The sequence below is a fragment of the Klebsiella sp. KP20-425-1 genome, from assembly GCF_025813515.1.
Lineage (GTDB): Bacteria > Pseudomonadota > Gammaproteobacteria > Enterobacterales > Enterobacteriaceae > Klebsiella > Klebsiella pneumoniae.
The window spans coordinates 1,641,239-1,656,370 of sequence record NZ_CP109614.1; the positions used below are offsets into that span (position 1 = coordinate 1,641,239).

Annotated in this window: 13 protein-coding genes; 8 read left to right on the forward strand and 5 right to left on the reverse strand. The window is 56.7% G+C overall.

Going from position 1 to position 15,132, the window contains the following annotated elements; translation table 11 throughout:
• Nucleotides 1–180: 180 nt before the first annotated feature.
• Nucleotides 181–2,154 carry a catecholate siderophore receptor CirA gene (cirA, locus tag OHJ17_RS08045; protein WP_002912926.1) on the forward strand — a complete coding sequence of 658 codons (1,974 nt, stop codon included), beginning with the start codon at nt 181–183 and terminating at the stop codon, nt 2,152–2,154.
• Nucleotides 2,155–2,224: 70 nt separating this feature from the next.
• On the opposite strand, the gene fghA is transcribed toward cirA, so the two are convergent.
• Nucleotides 2,225–3,058: an S-formylglutathione hydrolase gene (gene fghA / locus OHJ17_RS08050; RefSeq protein ID WP_004151123.1), complete on the reverse strand. Its 834-nt coding sequence runs from the start codon at nt 3,056–3,058 to the stop codon at nt 2,225–2,227.
• 360 nt (nt 3,059–3,418) lie between these two features.
• On the opposite strand from fghA, the gene folE reads away from it, so the two are divergent.
• From folE to mglC, 6 genes are all read left to right on the forward strand, one after another.
• A complete protein-coding gene (gene folE, locus OHJ17_RS08055) occupies nt 3,419–4,087 on the forward strand; it encodes a GTP cyclohydrolase I FolE (protein WP_002912924.1) in 669 nt (222 codons plus the stop codon).
• Between the two features lie 15 nt (nt 4,088–4,102).
• The gene (yeiB, locus tag OHJ17_RS08060; RefSeq protein WP_004149106.1) at nt 4,103–5,260 is read left to right on the forward strand and encodes a DUF418 domain-containing protein YeiB; all 1,158 of its coding nucleotides are present in this window, start codon (nt 4,103–4,105) and stop codon (nt 5,258–5,260) included.
• A gap of 155 nt (nt 5,261–5,415) precedes the next feature.
• Nucleotides 5,416–6,438 carry an HTH-type transcriptional regulator GalS gene (gene galS, locus OHJ17_RS08065; RefSeq protein ID WP_002912919.1) on the forward strand — a complete coding sequence of 341 codons (1,023 nt, stop codon included), beginning with the start codon at nt 5,416–5,418 and terminating at the stop codon, nt 6,436–6,438.
• 296 nt (nt 6,439–6,734) lie between these two features.
• Nucleotides 6,735–7,733, forward strand: a complete 999-nt coding sequence (gene mglB / locus OHJ17_RS08070) for a galactose/glucose ABC transporter substrate-binding protein MglB (protein WP_002912878.1) — start codon at nt 6,735–6,737, stop codon at nt 7,731–7,733.
• Nucleotides 7,734–7,851: 118 nt separating this feature from the next.
• Nucleotides 7,852–9,372, forward strand: a complete 1,521-nt coding sequence (gene mglA, locus OHJ17_RS08075) for a galactose/methyl galactoside ABC transporter ATP-binding protein MglA (RefSeq protein WP_004175074.1) — start codon at nt 7,852–7,854, stop codon at nt 9,370–9,372.
• A gap of 15 nt (nt 9,373–9,387) precedes the next feature.
• On the forward strand, nt 9,388–10,398 hold the full coding sequence (gene mglC, locus OHJ17_RS08080) for a galactose/methyl galactoside ABC transporter permease MglC (RefSeq protein ID WP_002912871.1): 1,011 nt from the start codon (nt 9,388–9,390) through the stop codon (nt 10,396–10,398).
• A gap of 70 nt (nt 10,399–10,468) precedes the next feature.
• On the opposite strand, the gene sanA is transcribed toward mglC, so the two are convergent.
• The 4 genes from sanA to OHJ17_RS08100 all read right to left on the reverse strand — a co-directional run bounded on the left by sanA (nt 10,469) and on the right by OHJ17_RS08100 (nt 13,563).
• Complete coding sequence (gene sanA, locus OHJ17_RS08085; RefSeq protein ID WP_002912870.1) at nt 10,469–11,185, reverse strand: outer membrane permeability protein SanA; 717 nt, start codon at nt 11,183–11,185, stop codon at nt 10,469–10,471.
• A 275-nt stretch (nt 11,186–11,460) separates the two neighbouring features.
• Complete coding sequence (cdd, locus tag OHJ17_RS08090) at nt 11,461–12,345, reverse strand: cytidine deaminase (RefSeq protein WP_004200488.1); 885 nt, start codon at nt 12,343–12,345, stop codon at nt 11,461–11,463.
• A 127-nt stretch (nt 12,346–12,472) separates the two neighbouring features.
• Complete coding sequence (locus tag OHJ17_RS08095) at nt 12,473–13,168, reverse strand: CidB/LrgB family autolysis modulator (RefSeq protein WP_002912867.1); 696 nt, start codon at nt 13,166–13,168, stop codon at nt 12,473–12,475.
• The gene (locus OHJ17_RS08100; protein ID WP_002912865.1) at nt 13,165–13,563 is read right to left on the reverse strand and encodes a CidA/LrgA family protein; all 399 of its coding nucleotides are present in this window, start codon (nt 13,561–13,563) and stop codon (nt 13,165–13,167) included. Before OHJ17_RS08100 ends, OHJ17_RS08095 begins: the two co-directional genes overlap by 4 nt.
• 357 nt (nt 13,564–13,920) lie before the next feature.
• On the opposite strand from OHJ17_RS08100, the gene dusC reads away from it, so the two are divergent.
• The gene (gene dusC, locus OHJ17_RS08105; protein ID WP_002912862.1) at nt 13,921–14,853 is read left to right on the forward strand and encodes a tRNA dihydrouridine(16) synthase DusC; all 933 of its coding nucleotides are present in this window, start codon (nt 13,921–13,923) and stop codon (nt 14,851–14,853) included.
• The last annotated feature ends 279 nt before the right edge of the window (nt 14,854–15,132 follow it).

Sequence of the window (15,132 nt, forward strand, 5' to 3'; positions counted from 1 at the left end):
TTTCGCCCATTACGGATGAAGCCACTCCCCGTCTCTGCCGCTTGTACAGACTGACACCGGGCGACCAGCCACATCGACGAGAAAACAGCGCGAGCATGCCGCCGACAGAGCGGCAAGCCGCCAGCGCGTGTGAGCAGCACCTTGTTGTTTGTTTGGTTGTACACCTCATGGAGATTTGGAATGTTCAGGTTAAACCCTTTTATCCGGGCGGGATTGTCTGCGTCCGTCGTATCGTTGGCGTTTCCGGCTCTGGCCGATGTGAATGAAGAAACGCTGGTGGTGACCGCCTCGGCCACTGAACAGAATGTCAAAGACGCGCCGGCGAGCATCAGCGTCATCACCCAACAGGATTTACAACGCAAGCCTGTTCAGAACCTGAAAGACGTGCTGCGCGATGTGCCTGGGGTCCAGCTCACCAACGAAGGGGATAACCGCAAGGGCGTTAGCATCCGCGGTCTGAGCAGCAGCTATACCCTGATCCTGGTCGACGGCAAGCGCGTTAACTCGCGGAACGCCGTCTTCCGCCACAATGACTTCGACCTTAACTGGATCCCGGTGGATGCTATTGAGCGTATCGAAGTGGTGCGCGGCCCGATGTCCTCCCTTTACGGCTCCGATGCGCTCGGTGGGGTGGTCAACATTATTACCAAAAAAATCGGCCAGAAATGGACCGGGACGCTGAGTGCTGATACCACTATTCAGGAGCACCGCGATCGCGGGGATACCTATAACGGCCAGTTCTTCACCAGCGGCCCGCTGATCGACGGCGTACTTGGAATGAAGGCCTACGGCAGCCTGGCAAAACGCGCCAAGGACGATCCGCAGTCATCCAGTAATGCCACCGGCGAGACGCCGCGCATCGAGGGCTTCACCAGCCGCGATGGCAATGTTGAATTCGCCTGGACGCCGAACGAAAACCACGATTTTACCGCAGGCTACGGCTTTGACCGTCAGGATCGCGATTCCGATTCCCTTGACCGCAACCGCCTTGAGCGGGAGAACTACTCTCTGAGCCATAACGGCCGCTGGGATATCGGCAACAGCGAGCTCAAGTTCTACGGCGAAAAGGTGGATAACAAAAATCCAGGGCAGAGCGGGACTATTACCTCGGAAAGCAATGCCATCGACGGCAAGTATGTCCTGCCGCTGGGCATGATTAACCAGCTGGTGACCTTCGGCGGCGAATGGCGCCACGACAAACTGAAAGATCCGGTCAACCTGAGCAGCGGCGGCCAGTCGACGTCGGCCAGCCAGTACGCCCTGTTTATCGAAGACGAATGGCGCATCATCGAGCCGCTGGCGCTGACCACCGGCATTCGTATGGACGACCATCAGACCTATGGCGATCACTGGAGCCCGCGCGCCTATCTGGTGTATAACGCCACCGATACCGTCACCGTCAAAGGCGGCTGGGCGACGGCGTTTAAAGCCCCGTCGCTGCTGCAGCTTAACCCCGACTGGACCACCAACTCCTGTCGCGGCTCGTGCAGCATCGTCGGTAACCCGGATCTGAAACCGGAAACCAGCGAAAGCTTCGAGCTCGGTCTCTACTACCGCGGGGAAGAGGGCTGGCTTGAAAATGTCGAAGGCAGCATCACCACCTTCCAGAATAATGTCGACGACATGATCGACGTTCTGCGCACCTCCAGCGCCAGCGAAGCGCCGGGCTACCCGAACTTTGTCGGCTGGAAAACCGTCAACGGCAAGCGCGTGCCGATCTTCCGCTATTTCAACGTCAACAAAGCCCGCATCAAAGGGGTGGAGACGGAGGTGAAGATCCCGTTTGGCGATGAGTGGAAGCTGACGGTGAACTACACCTACAACGATGGTCGCGATCTGAGCAATGGCGGCGACAAACCGCTGCAGACGCTGCCGTTCCATACCGCCAACGGCACGCTCGACTGGAAACCGCTGGACGACTGGTCCTTTTACGTGACGGCCAACTATACCGGCCAGCAGCGCGCGGTGAGCGCCACCGGCAAAACGCCGGGCGGCTACACCCTGTTTGACGTTGGCGCGGCATGGCAGGTGACCAAAAACGTGAAACTGCGCTCAGGGGTGCAGAACGTGGGTGATAAAGATCTGAGCCGGGACGACTACAGCTATACCGAAGAAGGCCGTCGCTACTTTATGGCGGTGGATTATCGCTTCTGATTGCCGGCGCTAAAACGCGTCCTGTAGGCCTGAACATGCGCCGCGAAGCAGCTTCGCGGCGCATTGGCGTTTAGCCAAAGAGATGCTGCGCATGGAAGCGCAGATGGTCTTCAATAAACGAGGCAATAAAGTAATAGCTGTGGTCGTAACCGGGCTGGATGCGCAGCGTTAACGGCCAGGCCTTCTGCCGCGCGACCTCCGCCAGTACCGCCGGCTGCAGCTGTCCGGCAAGGAATGGATCGTTGTCGCCCTGATCGATAAGCGTCGGCACGGCGTCCTCCGGCCGGCTGGCCTGCATCAGCGCGCAGCTGTCCCAGGAGTGCCATGCCGATTCATCCGCGCCGAGATAGGCGGTAAACGCTTTCTTGCCCCACGGGACCTGGGAGGGATTGACTATCGGCGCGAAGGCGGAGACGCTGGCGTAGCGGCCGGGATTTTTGAGCGCCATAATGAGCGCGCCGTGGCCGCCCATCGAGTGGCCGCTGACGGCGCAGCGTTCGCCGACGCTAAACTCGCTACGAATAAGCGCGGGCAGTTCGTCACGCAGGTAATCGTACATTCGGTAGTGCGCCGCCCAGGGCGCCTCGGTGGCGTTCAGGTAGAAGCCGGCGCCTTGTCCGAGATCGTAACCGTCGTCGTTGGCCGCCTCGTCACCGCGCGGGCTGGTATCCGGCATCACCAGCGCGATGCCCAGCTCGGCGGCAATGCGCTGGGCGCCCGCCTTGGTGGTAAAGTTCTCATCGTTACAGGTCAGCCCCGACAGCCAGTACAGCACCGGCGGCGGCGTTTCGCGCTCAGGCGGTAAAAAAATGCTGAACGTCATGGCGCAGTTCAGGACAGGGGAGTGATGACGCCAGCGTTGTTGCTGGCCGTCAAAACAGCGATGCTCTTCAAGCAGTTCCATGCAAGGCTCCTCGGAAGGGATGTGCGCGTAAACGTTCATAATACAGATATTTCATTAGCCGGTGAGCAACTTTCACTTTCTCCTTTTGAGAACTTACTGCATCATTAATGCAACTTATAGCCAACATGCCGGTGTAGCGACGGCGCTTATGAATGCGTACAGCGGTTGGAACATTCCGGATACGGCGATAAGGATTTGGCGTTGCGCCTGAGGCATGGCTTCGCTCCCTAATAAAAGGCAGCGCCAATTTCAATAATTATCGTTACGGCTACTGGATTCTGTGCGCCACCTCACGCACAATGAATACAAACTTTGCCCCCAGAAAAAGCAAAGAGCGCCACACCTGCAGGAGAAACATAAATGTCATCACTGAGTAAAGAAGCCGTCCTCGTTCATGAAGCGCTGGTCGCTCGTGGGCTGGAGACGCCGATGCGTGCGCCAGTACAAGAAATTGATAACGAAACACGCAAGCGTTTGATTACCGGTCATATGACCGAGATTATGCAACTGCTGAATCTGGATCTGAGTGATGACAGTCTGATGGAGACCCCGCATCGCATCGCCAAAATGTATGTCGATGAGATCTTCTCCGGGCTGGATTATTCTCGCTTCCCGAAAATCACCGTCATTGAAAACAAAATGAAGGTCGATGAAATGGTCACCGTGCGCGATATCACCCTGACCAGCACCTGCGAACACCATTTCGTTACCATCGATGGTAAAGCGACGGTAGCCTATATCCCGAAAGATTCGGTGATCGGCCTGTCGAAAATCAACCGCATCGTGCAGTTTTTCGCCCAACGTCCGCAGGTCCAGGAGCGTCTGACGCAGCAGATCCTGATCGCGCTGCAGACGCTGCTCGGCACCAACAACGTGGCGGTATCCATTGACGCGGTGCATTATTGCGTGAAGGCGCGCGGCATTCGCGACGCGACCAGCGCCACCACCACCACCTCTCTCGGCGGCCTGTTTAAATCCAGCCAGAATACCCGCCAGGAATTCCTGCGCGCAGTACGTCACCACAACTAAAACGGAGCAGGGTGCATGGAGAGAAATGTCACGCTGGACTTTGTCCGCGGCGTCGCCATCCTCGGTATCCTGCTTCTCAATATCAGCGCCTTCGGCTTGCCGAAGGCCGCTTATCTCAATCCCGCCTGGTCAGGAAGCGCGTCCCTTAGCGATGCCTGGACCTGGGCGCTCCTCGACCTGCTGGCGCAGGTGAAGTTTCTCACCCTGTTCGCGCTGCTGTTTGGCGCCGGTCTTCAGCTATTGCTTCCGCGAGGGAAGCGCTGGATCCAGTCGCGGCTGACGCTGCTGGCGCTGCTCGGTTTCATTCACGGTCTTTTTTTCTGGGATGGCGATATTCTGCTGGCCTATGCCCTGGTGGGGCTGGTGAGCTGGCGCATGGTGCGTGAGGCGCACCATGTCAAATCGCTGTTCAACACCGGGGTGGTGCTCTACCTCACCGGCATTGCGGTGCTGGTCCTGTTGGGGATGATCTCCGGGACCGCGGCGAATCGCTCGTGGGCGCCGGACGCGGCGAACCTGCAGTATGAGCAGTACTGGAAGCTGCATGGTGGCATGGAGGCGGTCAGCAACCGGGCGGATATGCTATCTGACAATCTGCTGGCGCTGGGCGCGCAGTATGGCTGGCAGCTGGCGGGGATGATGCTGATGGGCGCGGCGTTGATGCGCAGCGGCTGGCTGAAGGGACAGTTTAGCCTGCGTCACTACCGGCGTACCGGCGCGCTGCTGGTGGCGGCCGGCATGGCGGTCAATCTGCCGGCAATATTCGCCCAGTGGTATCTGGCCTGGGACTATCGCTGGTGCGCGTTTTTACTGCAGGCGCCGCGCGAACTTAGCGCCCCGCTGCAGGCTATCGGCTATGCCGCGCTGGCCTGGGGCTACTGGCCGCAGCTCTGCCGTTTCCGCCTGGTGGGCGCTATCGCCTGCGTCGGACGCATGGCGCTGACCAACTACCTGCTGCAGACCCTGATCTGCACCACCCTGTTTTATCATCTTGGGCTGTTTATGCGCTTCGATCGTCTGCAGCTGCTGGCCTTTGTCCCCCCCATCTGGGCCGTTAACCTCCTTGTCTCATCGCTCTGGCTGCGCCGCTTCCGCCAGGGGCCGGTGGAATGGCTGTGGCGTCAGTTAACCCTGCGTGCGTCAGGCACATCATTGAAAGACACATCCAGATAACGATCTCGATCACAATCATTAACAAAACGGATGTAAACGTTTCCAGTCGTGTGACCTCACTCACGCAGCGGACCGCGGGTCACTGCCAGAATAGCCTCCTTGCTAAGCACAGGAGGTGAATGTGACGTGCTGTAATTCTCTTAAGGTCGCTGAGTATGATCACCATTCGTGATGTCGCCCGCCAGGCGGGCGTTTCCGTGGCCACCGTGTCGCGGGTGCTGAATAACAGCGCGCTGGTGAGTCCGGATACGCGCGACGTGGTGATGAAAGCGGTGACCCAACTGGGCTACCGGCCCAACGCCAACGCCCAGGCGCTGGCCACCCAGGTCAGCGATACCATCGGCGTAGTGGTGATGGACGTCTCCGATGCCTTCTTCGGCGCGCTGGTGAAAGCAGTGGATACCGTTGCTCAGCAGCATCAGAAATATGTGCTGATCGGCAACAGCTATCACGAGGCGGAAAAAGAGCGTCACGCCATCGAGGTGCTGATCCGTCAGCGCTGCTCGGCGCTGATCGTCCATTCGAAAGCGCTGAGCGATGATGAACTGAGCGACTTTATGCAACATATCCCGGGGATGGTGCTGATCAACCGCATCGTGCCGGGGTATGCCCATCGCTGCGTCGGACTCGACAACGTCAGCGGCGCGCTGATGGCCACCCGTATGCTGCTCAATCATGGTCACCAGCGCATCGGCTATCTCTCCTCAAACCACGGCATTGAAGATGACGATATGCGCCGGGAAGGGTGGAGCAAAGCGCTGCAGGAGCAAGGCATCATCGCCCCGGACAGCTGGATCGGTTCCGGCTCCCCGGATATGCAGGGCGGTGAAGCGGCGATGGTCGAACTGCTGGGGCGCAATCTCGGCCTCACCGCGGTGTTTGCCTATAACGACAGCATGGCGGCCGGCGCGCTGACGACGCTGAAGGACAACGGCATTGTCGTGCCGCAGCATCTGTCGCTGATTGGCTTTGATGATATTCCTATTTCCCGTTACACCGATCCTCAGCTCACCACCGTGCGCTATCCGGTAATGTCGATGGCAAAGCTGGCCACCGAGCTGGCGCTGCTGGGGGCGGCCGGCAAGCTGGATCGCGAGGCGACGCACTGCTTTATGCCGACGCTGGTGCGCCGTCATTCCGTTGCCCAGCGGCAAACTGTGGGGCCGATCACTAACTGACGCGATCGTGGGATGTAACCGCTTTCAATTTGTGAGTAAATTCACAGTATATTAACATTCGCCTGATTATGATGGCAGCGTTTACCAGTCTGAACCACGAGGTGATGGATATTCCTCACTTTATTTAGTAGGAACAAGGCGTTAAACGAGTTTTACAGTCGTATTTTTCTGGAGCGTTACCCGACACGGAAGACCGAATTTTCGTCGTGAAATGCGTTGTGCGGTAACACTAATGCAACAAATCCCGCCTGCATTTTCTCACAATAATGACCCTGCATAATAAAACCGGAGATTCCATGAATAAGAAGGTGTTTACCCTGTCTGCTGTAATGGCTGGTCTGTTATTTGGCGCCGCCGCACACGCAGCAGATACCCGTATCGGCGTGACGATTTATAAATATGACGACAACTTTATGTCGGTAGTGCGTAAGGCGATTGAAAAAGATGGCAAATCCGCGCCAGACGTCCAGCTATTGATGAATGATTCGCAGAACGACCAGTCGAAACAAAACGATCAGATTGACGTGCTGCTGGCGAAAGGCGTGAAGGCGCTGGCGATTAACCTGGTTGACCCGGCCGCCGCAGGTACGGTGATTGAAAAGGCGCGCGGGCAGAATATTCCGGTGGTGTTCTTCAACAAAGAGCCTTCCCGCAAAGCGCTGGATAGTTATGACAAGGCTTATTACGTCGGTACCGATTCGAAAGAGTCCGGGATTATTCAGGGCGATCTGATCGCCAAGCACTGGAAAGCCAACCCGAACTGGGATCTGAATAAAGACGGTCAGATCCAGTACGTCCTGCTGAAAGGCGAGCCGGGCCATCCGGATGCGGAAGCGCGTACCACTTACGTTATTAAAGAGCTGAATGATAAAGGTCTGAAGACCCAGCAGCTGCAGCTGGATACCGCGATGTGGGATACCGCCCAGGCGAAAGACAAAATGGACGCCTGGCTCTCCGGCCCGAATGCCAACAAGATTGAAGTGGTGATCGCTAACAACGACGCCATGGCGATGGGCGCGGTTGAAGCGCTGAAAGCGCACAATAAGAGCAGCATTCCGGTGTTCGGCGTTGATGCCCTGCCGGAAGCCCTGGCGCTGGTGAAATCCGGCGCGATGGCCGGTACTGTGCTGAACGATGCCAACAACCAGGCAAAAGCGACCTTCGAGCTGGCGAAAAACCTTGCCGACGGGAAAGACGCCGCGGCAGGCACCAACTGGAAAATTGACAACAAGATTGTTCGCGTCCCCTACGTGGGCGTCGATAAAGACAACCTGAGCCAGTTTACCGGCAAATAATCGTGATGTGAGTTGCGGGCGTGGGTTATCCACGCCCGATTATTCCTGATACAGAACCAGACTCCTGCTGGCGCTAGTGCGCCGGACGGGGCTTGCATGAACGCAGCCAGGTATAACTATGGTCAGCAATAATAGCGAACGGTCAGGCGAATATTTGTTGGAGATGAGCAACATCAACAAATCGTTTCCTGGCGTCAAGGCTCTTGATAATGTCAACCTGAAGGTTCGTCCGCACTCCATTCATGCGTTAATGGGTGAGAACGGCGCCGGTAAATCGACATTATTAAAATGCCTTTTTGGGATCTATCAAAAAGATTCCGGTAGCATTCTTTTTCAGGGAAAAGAGATCGATTTCCATTCGGCGAAAGAAGCCCTGGAAAACGGTATTTCGATGGTGCATCAGGAATTAAACCTGGTATTACAGCGTTCGGTCATGGATAACATGTGGCTCGGGCGCTATCCAACTAAAGGCATGTTTGTCGATCAGGACAAAATGTACCGGGATACCAAGGCCATTTTTGATGAGCTGGATATTGATATCGATCCGCGCGCCCGCGTCGGTACCTTATCGGTATCTCAGATGCAGATGATTGAGATCGCGAAGGCGTTTTCCTATGACGCCAAAATCGTCATCATGGATGAGCCGACGTCATCGCTGACGGAAAAAGAGGTCAACCATCTGTTTAAGATCATCCGTAAGCTGAAAGATCGCGGCTGCGGTATCGTCTATATCTCGCATAAAATGGAAGAAATTTTCCAGTTGTGCGATGAAATAACCATCCTGCGCGACGGCCAGTGGATCGCCACCCAGCCGCTGGAAGGGCTGGATATGGATAAGATCATCGCCATGATGGTCGGGCGTTCGCTTAACCAGCGTTTTCCGGATCGCGAAAACACTCCGGGCGAAGTGATCCTCCAGGTGCGCAATCTCACCTCGCTGCGCCAGCCCTCCATTCGCGATGTCTCCTTTGACCTGCATAAGGGCGAAATTCTCGGTATCGCCGGCCTGGTGGGCGCTAAACGCACCGACATCGTGGAGACCCTGTTCGGCATCCGTGAGAAGGCCAGCGGCACCATCACGCTGCACGGCAAGAAGATCAACAACCACAGCGCCAACGAGGCGATTAACCACGGTTTTGCGCTGGTGACCGAGGAGCGGCGCTCTACCGGGATTTACGCCTATCTGGATATCGGATTTAACTCGCTGATCTCCAATATTAAGAAATATAAAAACAGCATCGGCTTGCTGGATAACTCGCGAATGAAGAGCGATACCCAATGGGTTATTGACTCGATGCGCGTCAAAACCCCCGGTCAGCATACGCAGATTGGCTCGCTTTCCGGTGGTAACCAGCAAAAGGTCATTATAGGCCGCTGGCTGCTGACCCAGCCGGAGATCCTGATGCTGGATGAGCCAACGCGCGGTATCGACGTCGGCGCCAAGTTTGAAATCTATCAGCTGATTGCCGAACTGGCTAAAAAAGACAAAGGGATCATTATTATTTCTTCCGAAATGCCGGAACTGCTGGGGATTACCGACCGCATTCTGGTGATGAGCAACGGCCTGGTCGCGGGCATTGTTGAGACTAAAACCACTACGCAAAACGAAATACTGCGTCTTGCGTCATTGCACCTTTAAGATCAGGGGCTTCACATGAGTGCGTTAAATAAAAAGAGTTTTCTCACTTACCTGAAAGAGGGTGGGATATATGTTGTCCTTCTGGTCCTGCTGGCCATTATTATTTTCCAGGATCCGACATTTTTAAGTCTGCTCAACCTGAGTAATATTCTGACCCAGTCCTCGGTGCGTATTATTATTGCCCTCGGCGTGGCCGGACTTATCGTCACGCAGGGGACCGACCTCTCCGCCGGCCGTCAGGTGGGTCTGGCGGCGGTGATTGCCGCCACCATGCTGCAGGCGGTGGATAATGCCAATAAGGTATTCCCGGATATGGCGACCATGCCGATCCCGCTGGTGATCCTGCTGGTGTGCGCCATCGGGGCGGTCATCGGCCTGATTAACGGGATCGTCATTGCCTACCTGAACGTGACGCCGTTTATTACCACTCTCGGCACCATGATCATCGTGTACGGCATTAACTCGCTGTACTACGACTTCGTGGGCGCGTCGCCGATCTCCGGCTTCGACAGCCACTTCTCCCATTTCGCGCAGGGGTTTGTGGCGCTGGGCTCCTTCCGCCTGTCCTACATTACCTTCTATGCGCTGATTGCCGTCTTCTTTGTCTGGATCCTGTGGAACAAGACGCGCTTTGGCAAAAACATTTTCGCTATCGGCGGTAACCCGGAAGCGGCGAAGGTCTCCGGGGTTAACGTAGCGTTAAACCTGCTGATGATCTATGCCCTCTCCGGCGTGTTCTACGCCTTCGGCGGCCTGCTGGAAGCCGGTCGTATCGGTTCGGCGACCAATAACCTCGGCTTTATGTACGAACTGGACGCCATCGCCGCCTGTGTGGTGGGCGGCGTATCGTTCAGCGGCGGGGTAGGGACCGTATTCGGCGTGGTGACCGGGGTGATTATCTTCACCGTCATCAACTACGGCCTGACCTATATCGGCGTCAACCCTTACTGGCAGTACATTATTAAGGGGGCGATTATTATCTTCGCCGTGGCGCTGGACTCCCTGAAATACGCCCGTAAGAAATAAGGTTGAACGCATCAAAAACCCGCGCCTGGCGCGGGTTTTTTTATATCTGAAACGAATGCGTTGATGGAGGCTACTTTTCTTTCTGCAGCTCCAGCAGCTGCTCCGGGGTCACGGCCGGGTAGGACTGGGCGTCATCCGGCACGTCATGCTGCTGCGCCGGAATCGGGATGAGAGGGCCGAGAAAGCGCGGTTCCCGTTTGAAGATATAGAGGTCCGCCAGCGCGCCAAAGCGGGCGCCGAACTCGCGCAGCCGCACGCTCCACATATCCTTCGGCGACGGCACCGCGTAGCACTGGGCCTGGATCCCCATATGCAGGGCGATAAACAGCGCCCGTTCGCAGTGGAAGCGCTGGGTGATGATAATGAAGTCGTTGGTGTCGAACACTTTCCGGGTACGGACGATCGAGTCGAGGGTACGGAAACCGGCATAGTCCAGTACGATATCCGCGGGATCGACGCCGCCTTTAATCAGGTCCCGACGCATGGTCATCGGTTCATTGTAGCTTTGCAGAGCATTATCGCCGCTCAGCAGGAGATAGTTGACCTTGCCGCTGTTGTAGGCGTTCAGCGCACCCTGGATGCGGTAACGGTAATACTGATTGATGACGCCGGTGCGGTAATATTTGGCGGTGCCCAGCACCACACCGACCTGACGGTAGGGCAGGTCCTGCAGTTCATCATAGATATAGGGTGCGGTTTTCCAGCTCATCCAGCGGTCAAGACCCAGCACGGTCAACAGCAGCAGGCCGAGCAGGACTAACAGGCTGTAGAACGCACGCTTTAACATGAACTTGGCTCAATAATAGACAACGGAGTCTTCAGGCTACTTTACCCGCCGGGTAAGCGCAAGAAACCCGCGTTTGATTGCGGGGATTTTCAGCAATATAGACAGATCGCCGAATGCAGGCCGGGTAAGGCGTGAGCCGACACCCGGCATAGGGATCTTCAGCTCGCCATGGCGCGAACCGTAGGTCGGGTAAGCGTAGCGCCACCCGACACCTAACGGTATAAAAAGTCAGCCGGATAAGCCGAAGACGCCGTCCGGCAATCTGCTCAGGCTGATCAACCTAACAGGACGCGCTCAATATTGTGGCAGCCCAGCGCCTTCAGGGTGGCGACGGTGGCATCCCACTGGATCAGCGCCGCGTCGGCTTTCTCCGCCAGGATTGCCCGCTGGATAGCGGGATAATCATAGCCGTTGAGGCTAAGGAGATTCAGCGCCCCCTGCAGCGGCGGCAGCGTCGGGTTGAACGCTGCGTTTTCCGCATAGCTACCGCTGAAAATGGTACCGTCTTTCAGCTCCAGCGCCACGCCGGAAGGCGAGTGGCTATAGGGCGCATGGCAGCGGTTGGCGGCCTGAATAGCTGCCTGGGTCAGGGCATCGCCGCTCACCGGGTAGCCATGGTCCTGTTCATCCATCAGCAGGGTTTTGATCTCCAGGTCTTTCGGGCCAAAGGCGTCCGGCAGATAGTGCTCCAGAGCATGCGCTTCGCGACCCGGCAGATGAATGCGCAGCGCCAGCCCGCTGTTCAGTTCGTTCATAAACTGACGGCAATGACCGCACGGCGTGTAGTTCACCGTGATAGCGCGCAGGGAGGTCTCGCCGCGCAGCCAGGCGTGGCTGATGGCGCTCTGTTCCGCGTGAACGGTCTGCTGCATGGTAGCGCCGAGAAACTCCATATTGCCGCCAAAGTACCAGCGGCCGCTGACGCCGCGGGCGATAGCCCCGACGTTAAAATGAGAAAGGTCGGGGCGCGCGCAGGCAGCGGCAAGCGGCAGTAGCGCAAAAGCCAGCGCGTCTTCGTCCAGACCTGTCGCATGCTGCAGCGTCGCCACCTGATCGGCTTCGAGCAGCGCCGGGAAATGCGGGTCGGCGAGCATCGGGGCGATGGCCGCCTGCAGATCTGCTGCCAGAGTCGTCAAAGCAGCTTGAAAACGTGAGTGCATAGCGTTGCCTCATAACAGTGTAATGGGAAGCCAGTGTACGGGCGGCCAGCGGTTCCATATGTGATGAATATCTCATTCTTTATGCAACTCCGATTTGTTGCATTAAAAAATGTGATTTAAATCACTATTAACCTACCACTGCGAGGATCAGCGGAAATAAGAACGGCGCCATCAACGAGGTGATGATCCCGCATAGCACCAGCGCCAGTGAGCTAAACGCGCCTTCCTGATAGTCCAGCTCGGCGCAGCGGGCGGTGCCGAGGGCGTGCGAGGCGGTGCCCATTGACAGGCCGCGCGACGCTTTGGTGCGAATGCGCATCAGGTTAAGCAACGTATGCCCAAATACCGCGCCGAGGATGCCGACAAAAATTACGCACACGGCGCTGATGGCCGGAATGCCGCCGATGCTGCCGCTAACCGCCATAGCAATCGGCGTAGTGACTGACTTAGGCAGAATAGAGGCGGCGATTTGCGGCGTGGCGCCCATCAGCAGAGCGACGGTGGTGCCGGTGATCATCGCCACGCAGCTGCCAATAAAGCAGATGGTAATGATAGATTTCCAGCGGGCGCGGATCTGGTGCAGCTGTTCATACAGCGGGAACGCAAGGGCCACTACCGCCGGCTGCAGCAGATCGTTCAGGACTTTGCTGCCGGCAAAATAACGCTCATAGGAGATCCCGGTCAGCAGAAGAAATGGAATAATCACCACCATCGCCACCAGCAGCGGGTTGAGCAGCGGGAACTTAAAGCGGGCCGCCAGTTTGCGGGCGAGAAAAAAGACGATCAGGGTTAGCGGTAGCGACCACCAGATTTCATGCATCATTCTTCTTTTCCTTTTTGGCCAATCACTTTACGTTCGCCATGCACCAAATGGGAGCTCCAGCTCACCACTACAAACACCACCAGCGTACTGATGGCGCAGGAGATAACGACAGGCCCCAGCTGGGCGCGCAGCAGATCCCAGTACTGCATCACCCCAACGCCGATCGGCACGAACAGCAGCGCCATATAGCGGATCAGGATATTGCAGCCGGGGTTGACCCATTGCGGCGGCATAATTTGCAGCGCCAGCAGCACGAAGAGGATCAGCATGCCGATGATGCTGCCGGGGATAGTGATAGGCAGCAGCCCGGCGATAAAAATTCCGGCGTACAGGCAGGCGTAAATCAGGACGAAAGCCCGCAGGTACTGCCAGATAATAGTCAGCGATTTACTCATGGTAATAACCCTTGATGAAGTGCATTCATCATACAATTAATCCCTAAAATGTGCTACCGATCACATCATGAATTCTATGCATAGCGCTGATAGCTTACGGGAACCATAGTCTCACCCGTCAGGGCCCGACACCTTGCGGCTCAGGCGGGATCGCTCCCCACGCTACCTTGCTGGATGAGGCGCGGCAAATAAAGGCGAATGGGACGCCACAGACCTCTGTAAAGCATAGAGATTATCTCGCCGCTTTGCCGCATCGAGCGTGCGGGGAACGGCGTGCGTCTGGTCCGACGCATTGAGCGCTTTCAACCAGCGCCCGGAGGCGCTACCATAGCGCCTCTTTTTTTTTCGGGTAACGATATGCGTGTTCTACTGGCGCCGATGGAAGGCGTGCTCGATTCGCTGGTGCGCGAGCTGCTGACCGAGGTTAACGATTACGATCTCTGCATCACCGAATTTCTGCGCGTGGTGGATCAACTGCTGCCGGTAAAATCGTTCTACAGGCTATGCCCGGAACTGCATCACCAGAGCCGCACGCCGTCCGGCACCCGCGTACGCGTCCAGCTGCTGGGACAATATCCCGAGTGGCTGGCGGAAAATGCCGCCCGCGCGGTGGCGCTGGGTTCATGGGGGGTGGATTTAAACTGCGGCTGTCCGTCGAAGCTGGTAAACGGCAGCGGCGGCGGGGCAACGCTGCTGAAAGATCCAGAGTTGATCTATCGCGGCGCGAAAGCCATGCGAGAGGCGGTTCCCGAGCATCTGCCGGTGACGGTGAAAGTTCGTCTTGGCTGGGACAGCGGTGAACGGCGCTTTGAAATCGCCGACGCGGTGCAGCAGGCGGGGGCCAGCGAACTGGTGGTTCACGGCCGTACCAAAGAAGATGGCTACAAAGCCGAACGCATCAACTGGCAGGCGATCGGCGAGATCCGCCAGCGCCTGACTATCCCGGTGGTCGCCAACGGTGAAATCTGGGACTGGCAAAGCGCCCAGGATTGTATGGCTGTCACCGGCTGCGATTCGGTGATGATTGGCCGCGGGGCGCTCAATGTGCCGAACCTCAGCCGGGTGATCAAATACAACGAACCGCGCATGCCGTGGCCGCAGGTGGTCCAGCTGTTGCAAAAATATACCCGCCTGGAAAAGCAGGGTGATACCGGCCTGTATCATGTGGCAAGAATTAAGCAGTGGTTAGGCTATTTACGCAAGGAATATACCGAGGCGCTGACCCTGTTTAATGAAATTCGCGCCCTGCAAACGTCTGCTGAAATAGCGGCGGCGATCGGCCGCTATTAACCGCCATACTGTTATTCGCTTCACATATTATTACTTGCATGCCTGTTGATGATAGGCATGGGTTGAATAAAGTGATAATGTGCGGTCAATCAATTCAGGATTGCTACTGAACTCAGGCAAAACCTAAGCACTTTCGTCATTCGTGGCGCAAAGTGCTTAGGTTTTTTTTTGGTAAAAATTCAGGGTGGATAAAATGATGGTGTAAAACAATGAGATGTGAATAACGATTTCTCTGGCATTGTCGCGGTTTTATTACCGACGGACGCTTTTTGCCATTCA

Bases quoted from the DNA above. Each gene is read 5' to 3' on its own strand.
- fghA (WP_004151123.1), bottom strand. From the start codon at position 3,058: ATGGAACTGCTTGAAGAGCATCGCTGTTTTGACGGCCAGCAACAACGC.
- mglC (WP_002912871.1), top strand. From the start codon at position 9,388: ATGAGTGCGTTAAATAAAAAGAGTTTTCTCACTTACCTGAAAGAGGGT.
- OHJ17_RS08095 (WP_002912867.1), bottom strand. From the start codon at position 13,168: ATGATGCATGAAATCTGGTGGTCGCTACCGCTAACCCTGATCGTCTTT.
- cdd (WP_004200488.1), bottom strand. From the start codon at position 12,345: ATGCACTCACGTTTTCAAGCTGCTTTGACGACTCTGGCAGCAGATCTG.
- mglA (WP_004175074.1), top strand. From the start codon at position 7,852: ATGGTCAGCAATAATAGCGAACGGTCAGGCGAATATTTGTTGGAGATG.
- dusC (WP_002912862.1), top strand. From the start codon at position 13,921: ATGCGTGTTCTACTGGCGCCGATGGAAGGCGTGCTCGATTCGCTGGTG.
- mglB (WP_002912878.1), top strand. From the start codon at position 6,735: ATGAATAAGAAGGTGTTTACCCTGTCTGCTGTAATGGCTGGTCTGTTA.
- sanA (WP_002912870.1), bottom strand. From the start codon at position 11,185: ATGTTAAAGCGTGCGTTCTACAGCCTGTTAGTCCTGCTCGGCCTGCTG.
- galS (WP_002912919.1), top strand. From the start codon at position 5,416: ATGATCACCATTCGTGATGTCGCCCGCCAGGCGGGCGTTTCCGTGGCC.
- cirA (WP_002912926.1), top strand. From the start codon at position 181: ATGTTCAGGTTAAACCCTTTTATCCGGGCGGGATTGTCTGCGTCCGTC.
- OHJ17_RS08100 (WP_002912865.1), bottom strand. From the start codon at position 13,563: ATGAGTAAATCGCTGACTATTATCTGGCAGTACCTGCGGGCTTTCGTC.
- folE (WP_002912924.1), top strand. From the start codon at position 3,419: ATGTCATCACTGAGTAAAGAAGCCGTCCTCGTTCATGAAGCGCTGGTC.
- yeiB (WP_004149106.1), top strand. From the start codon at position 4,103: ATGGAGAGAAATGTCACGCTGGACTTTGTCCGCGGCGTCGCCATCCTC.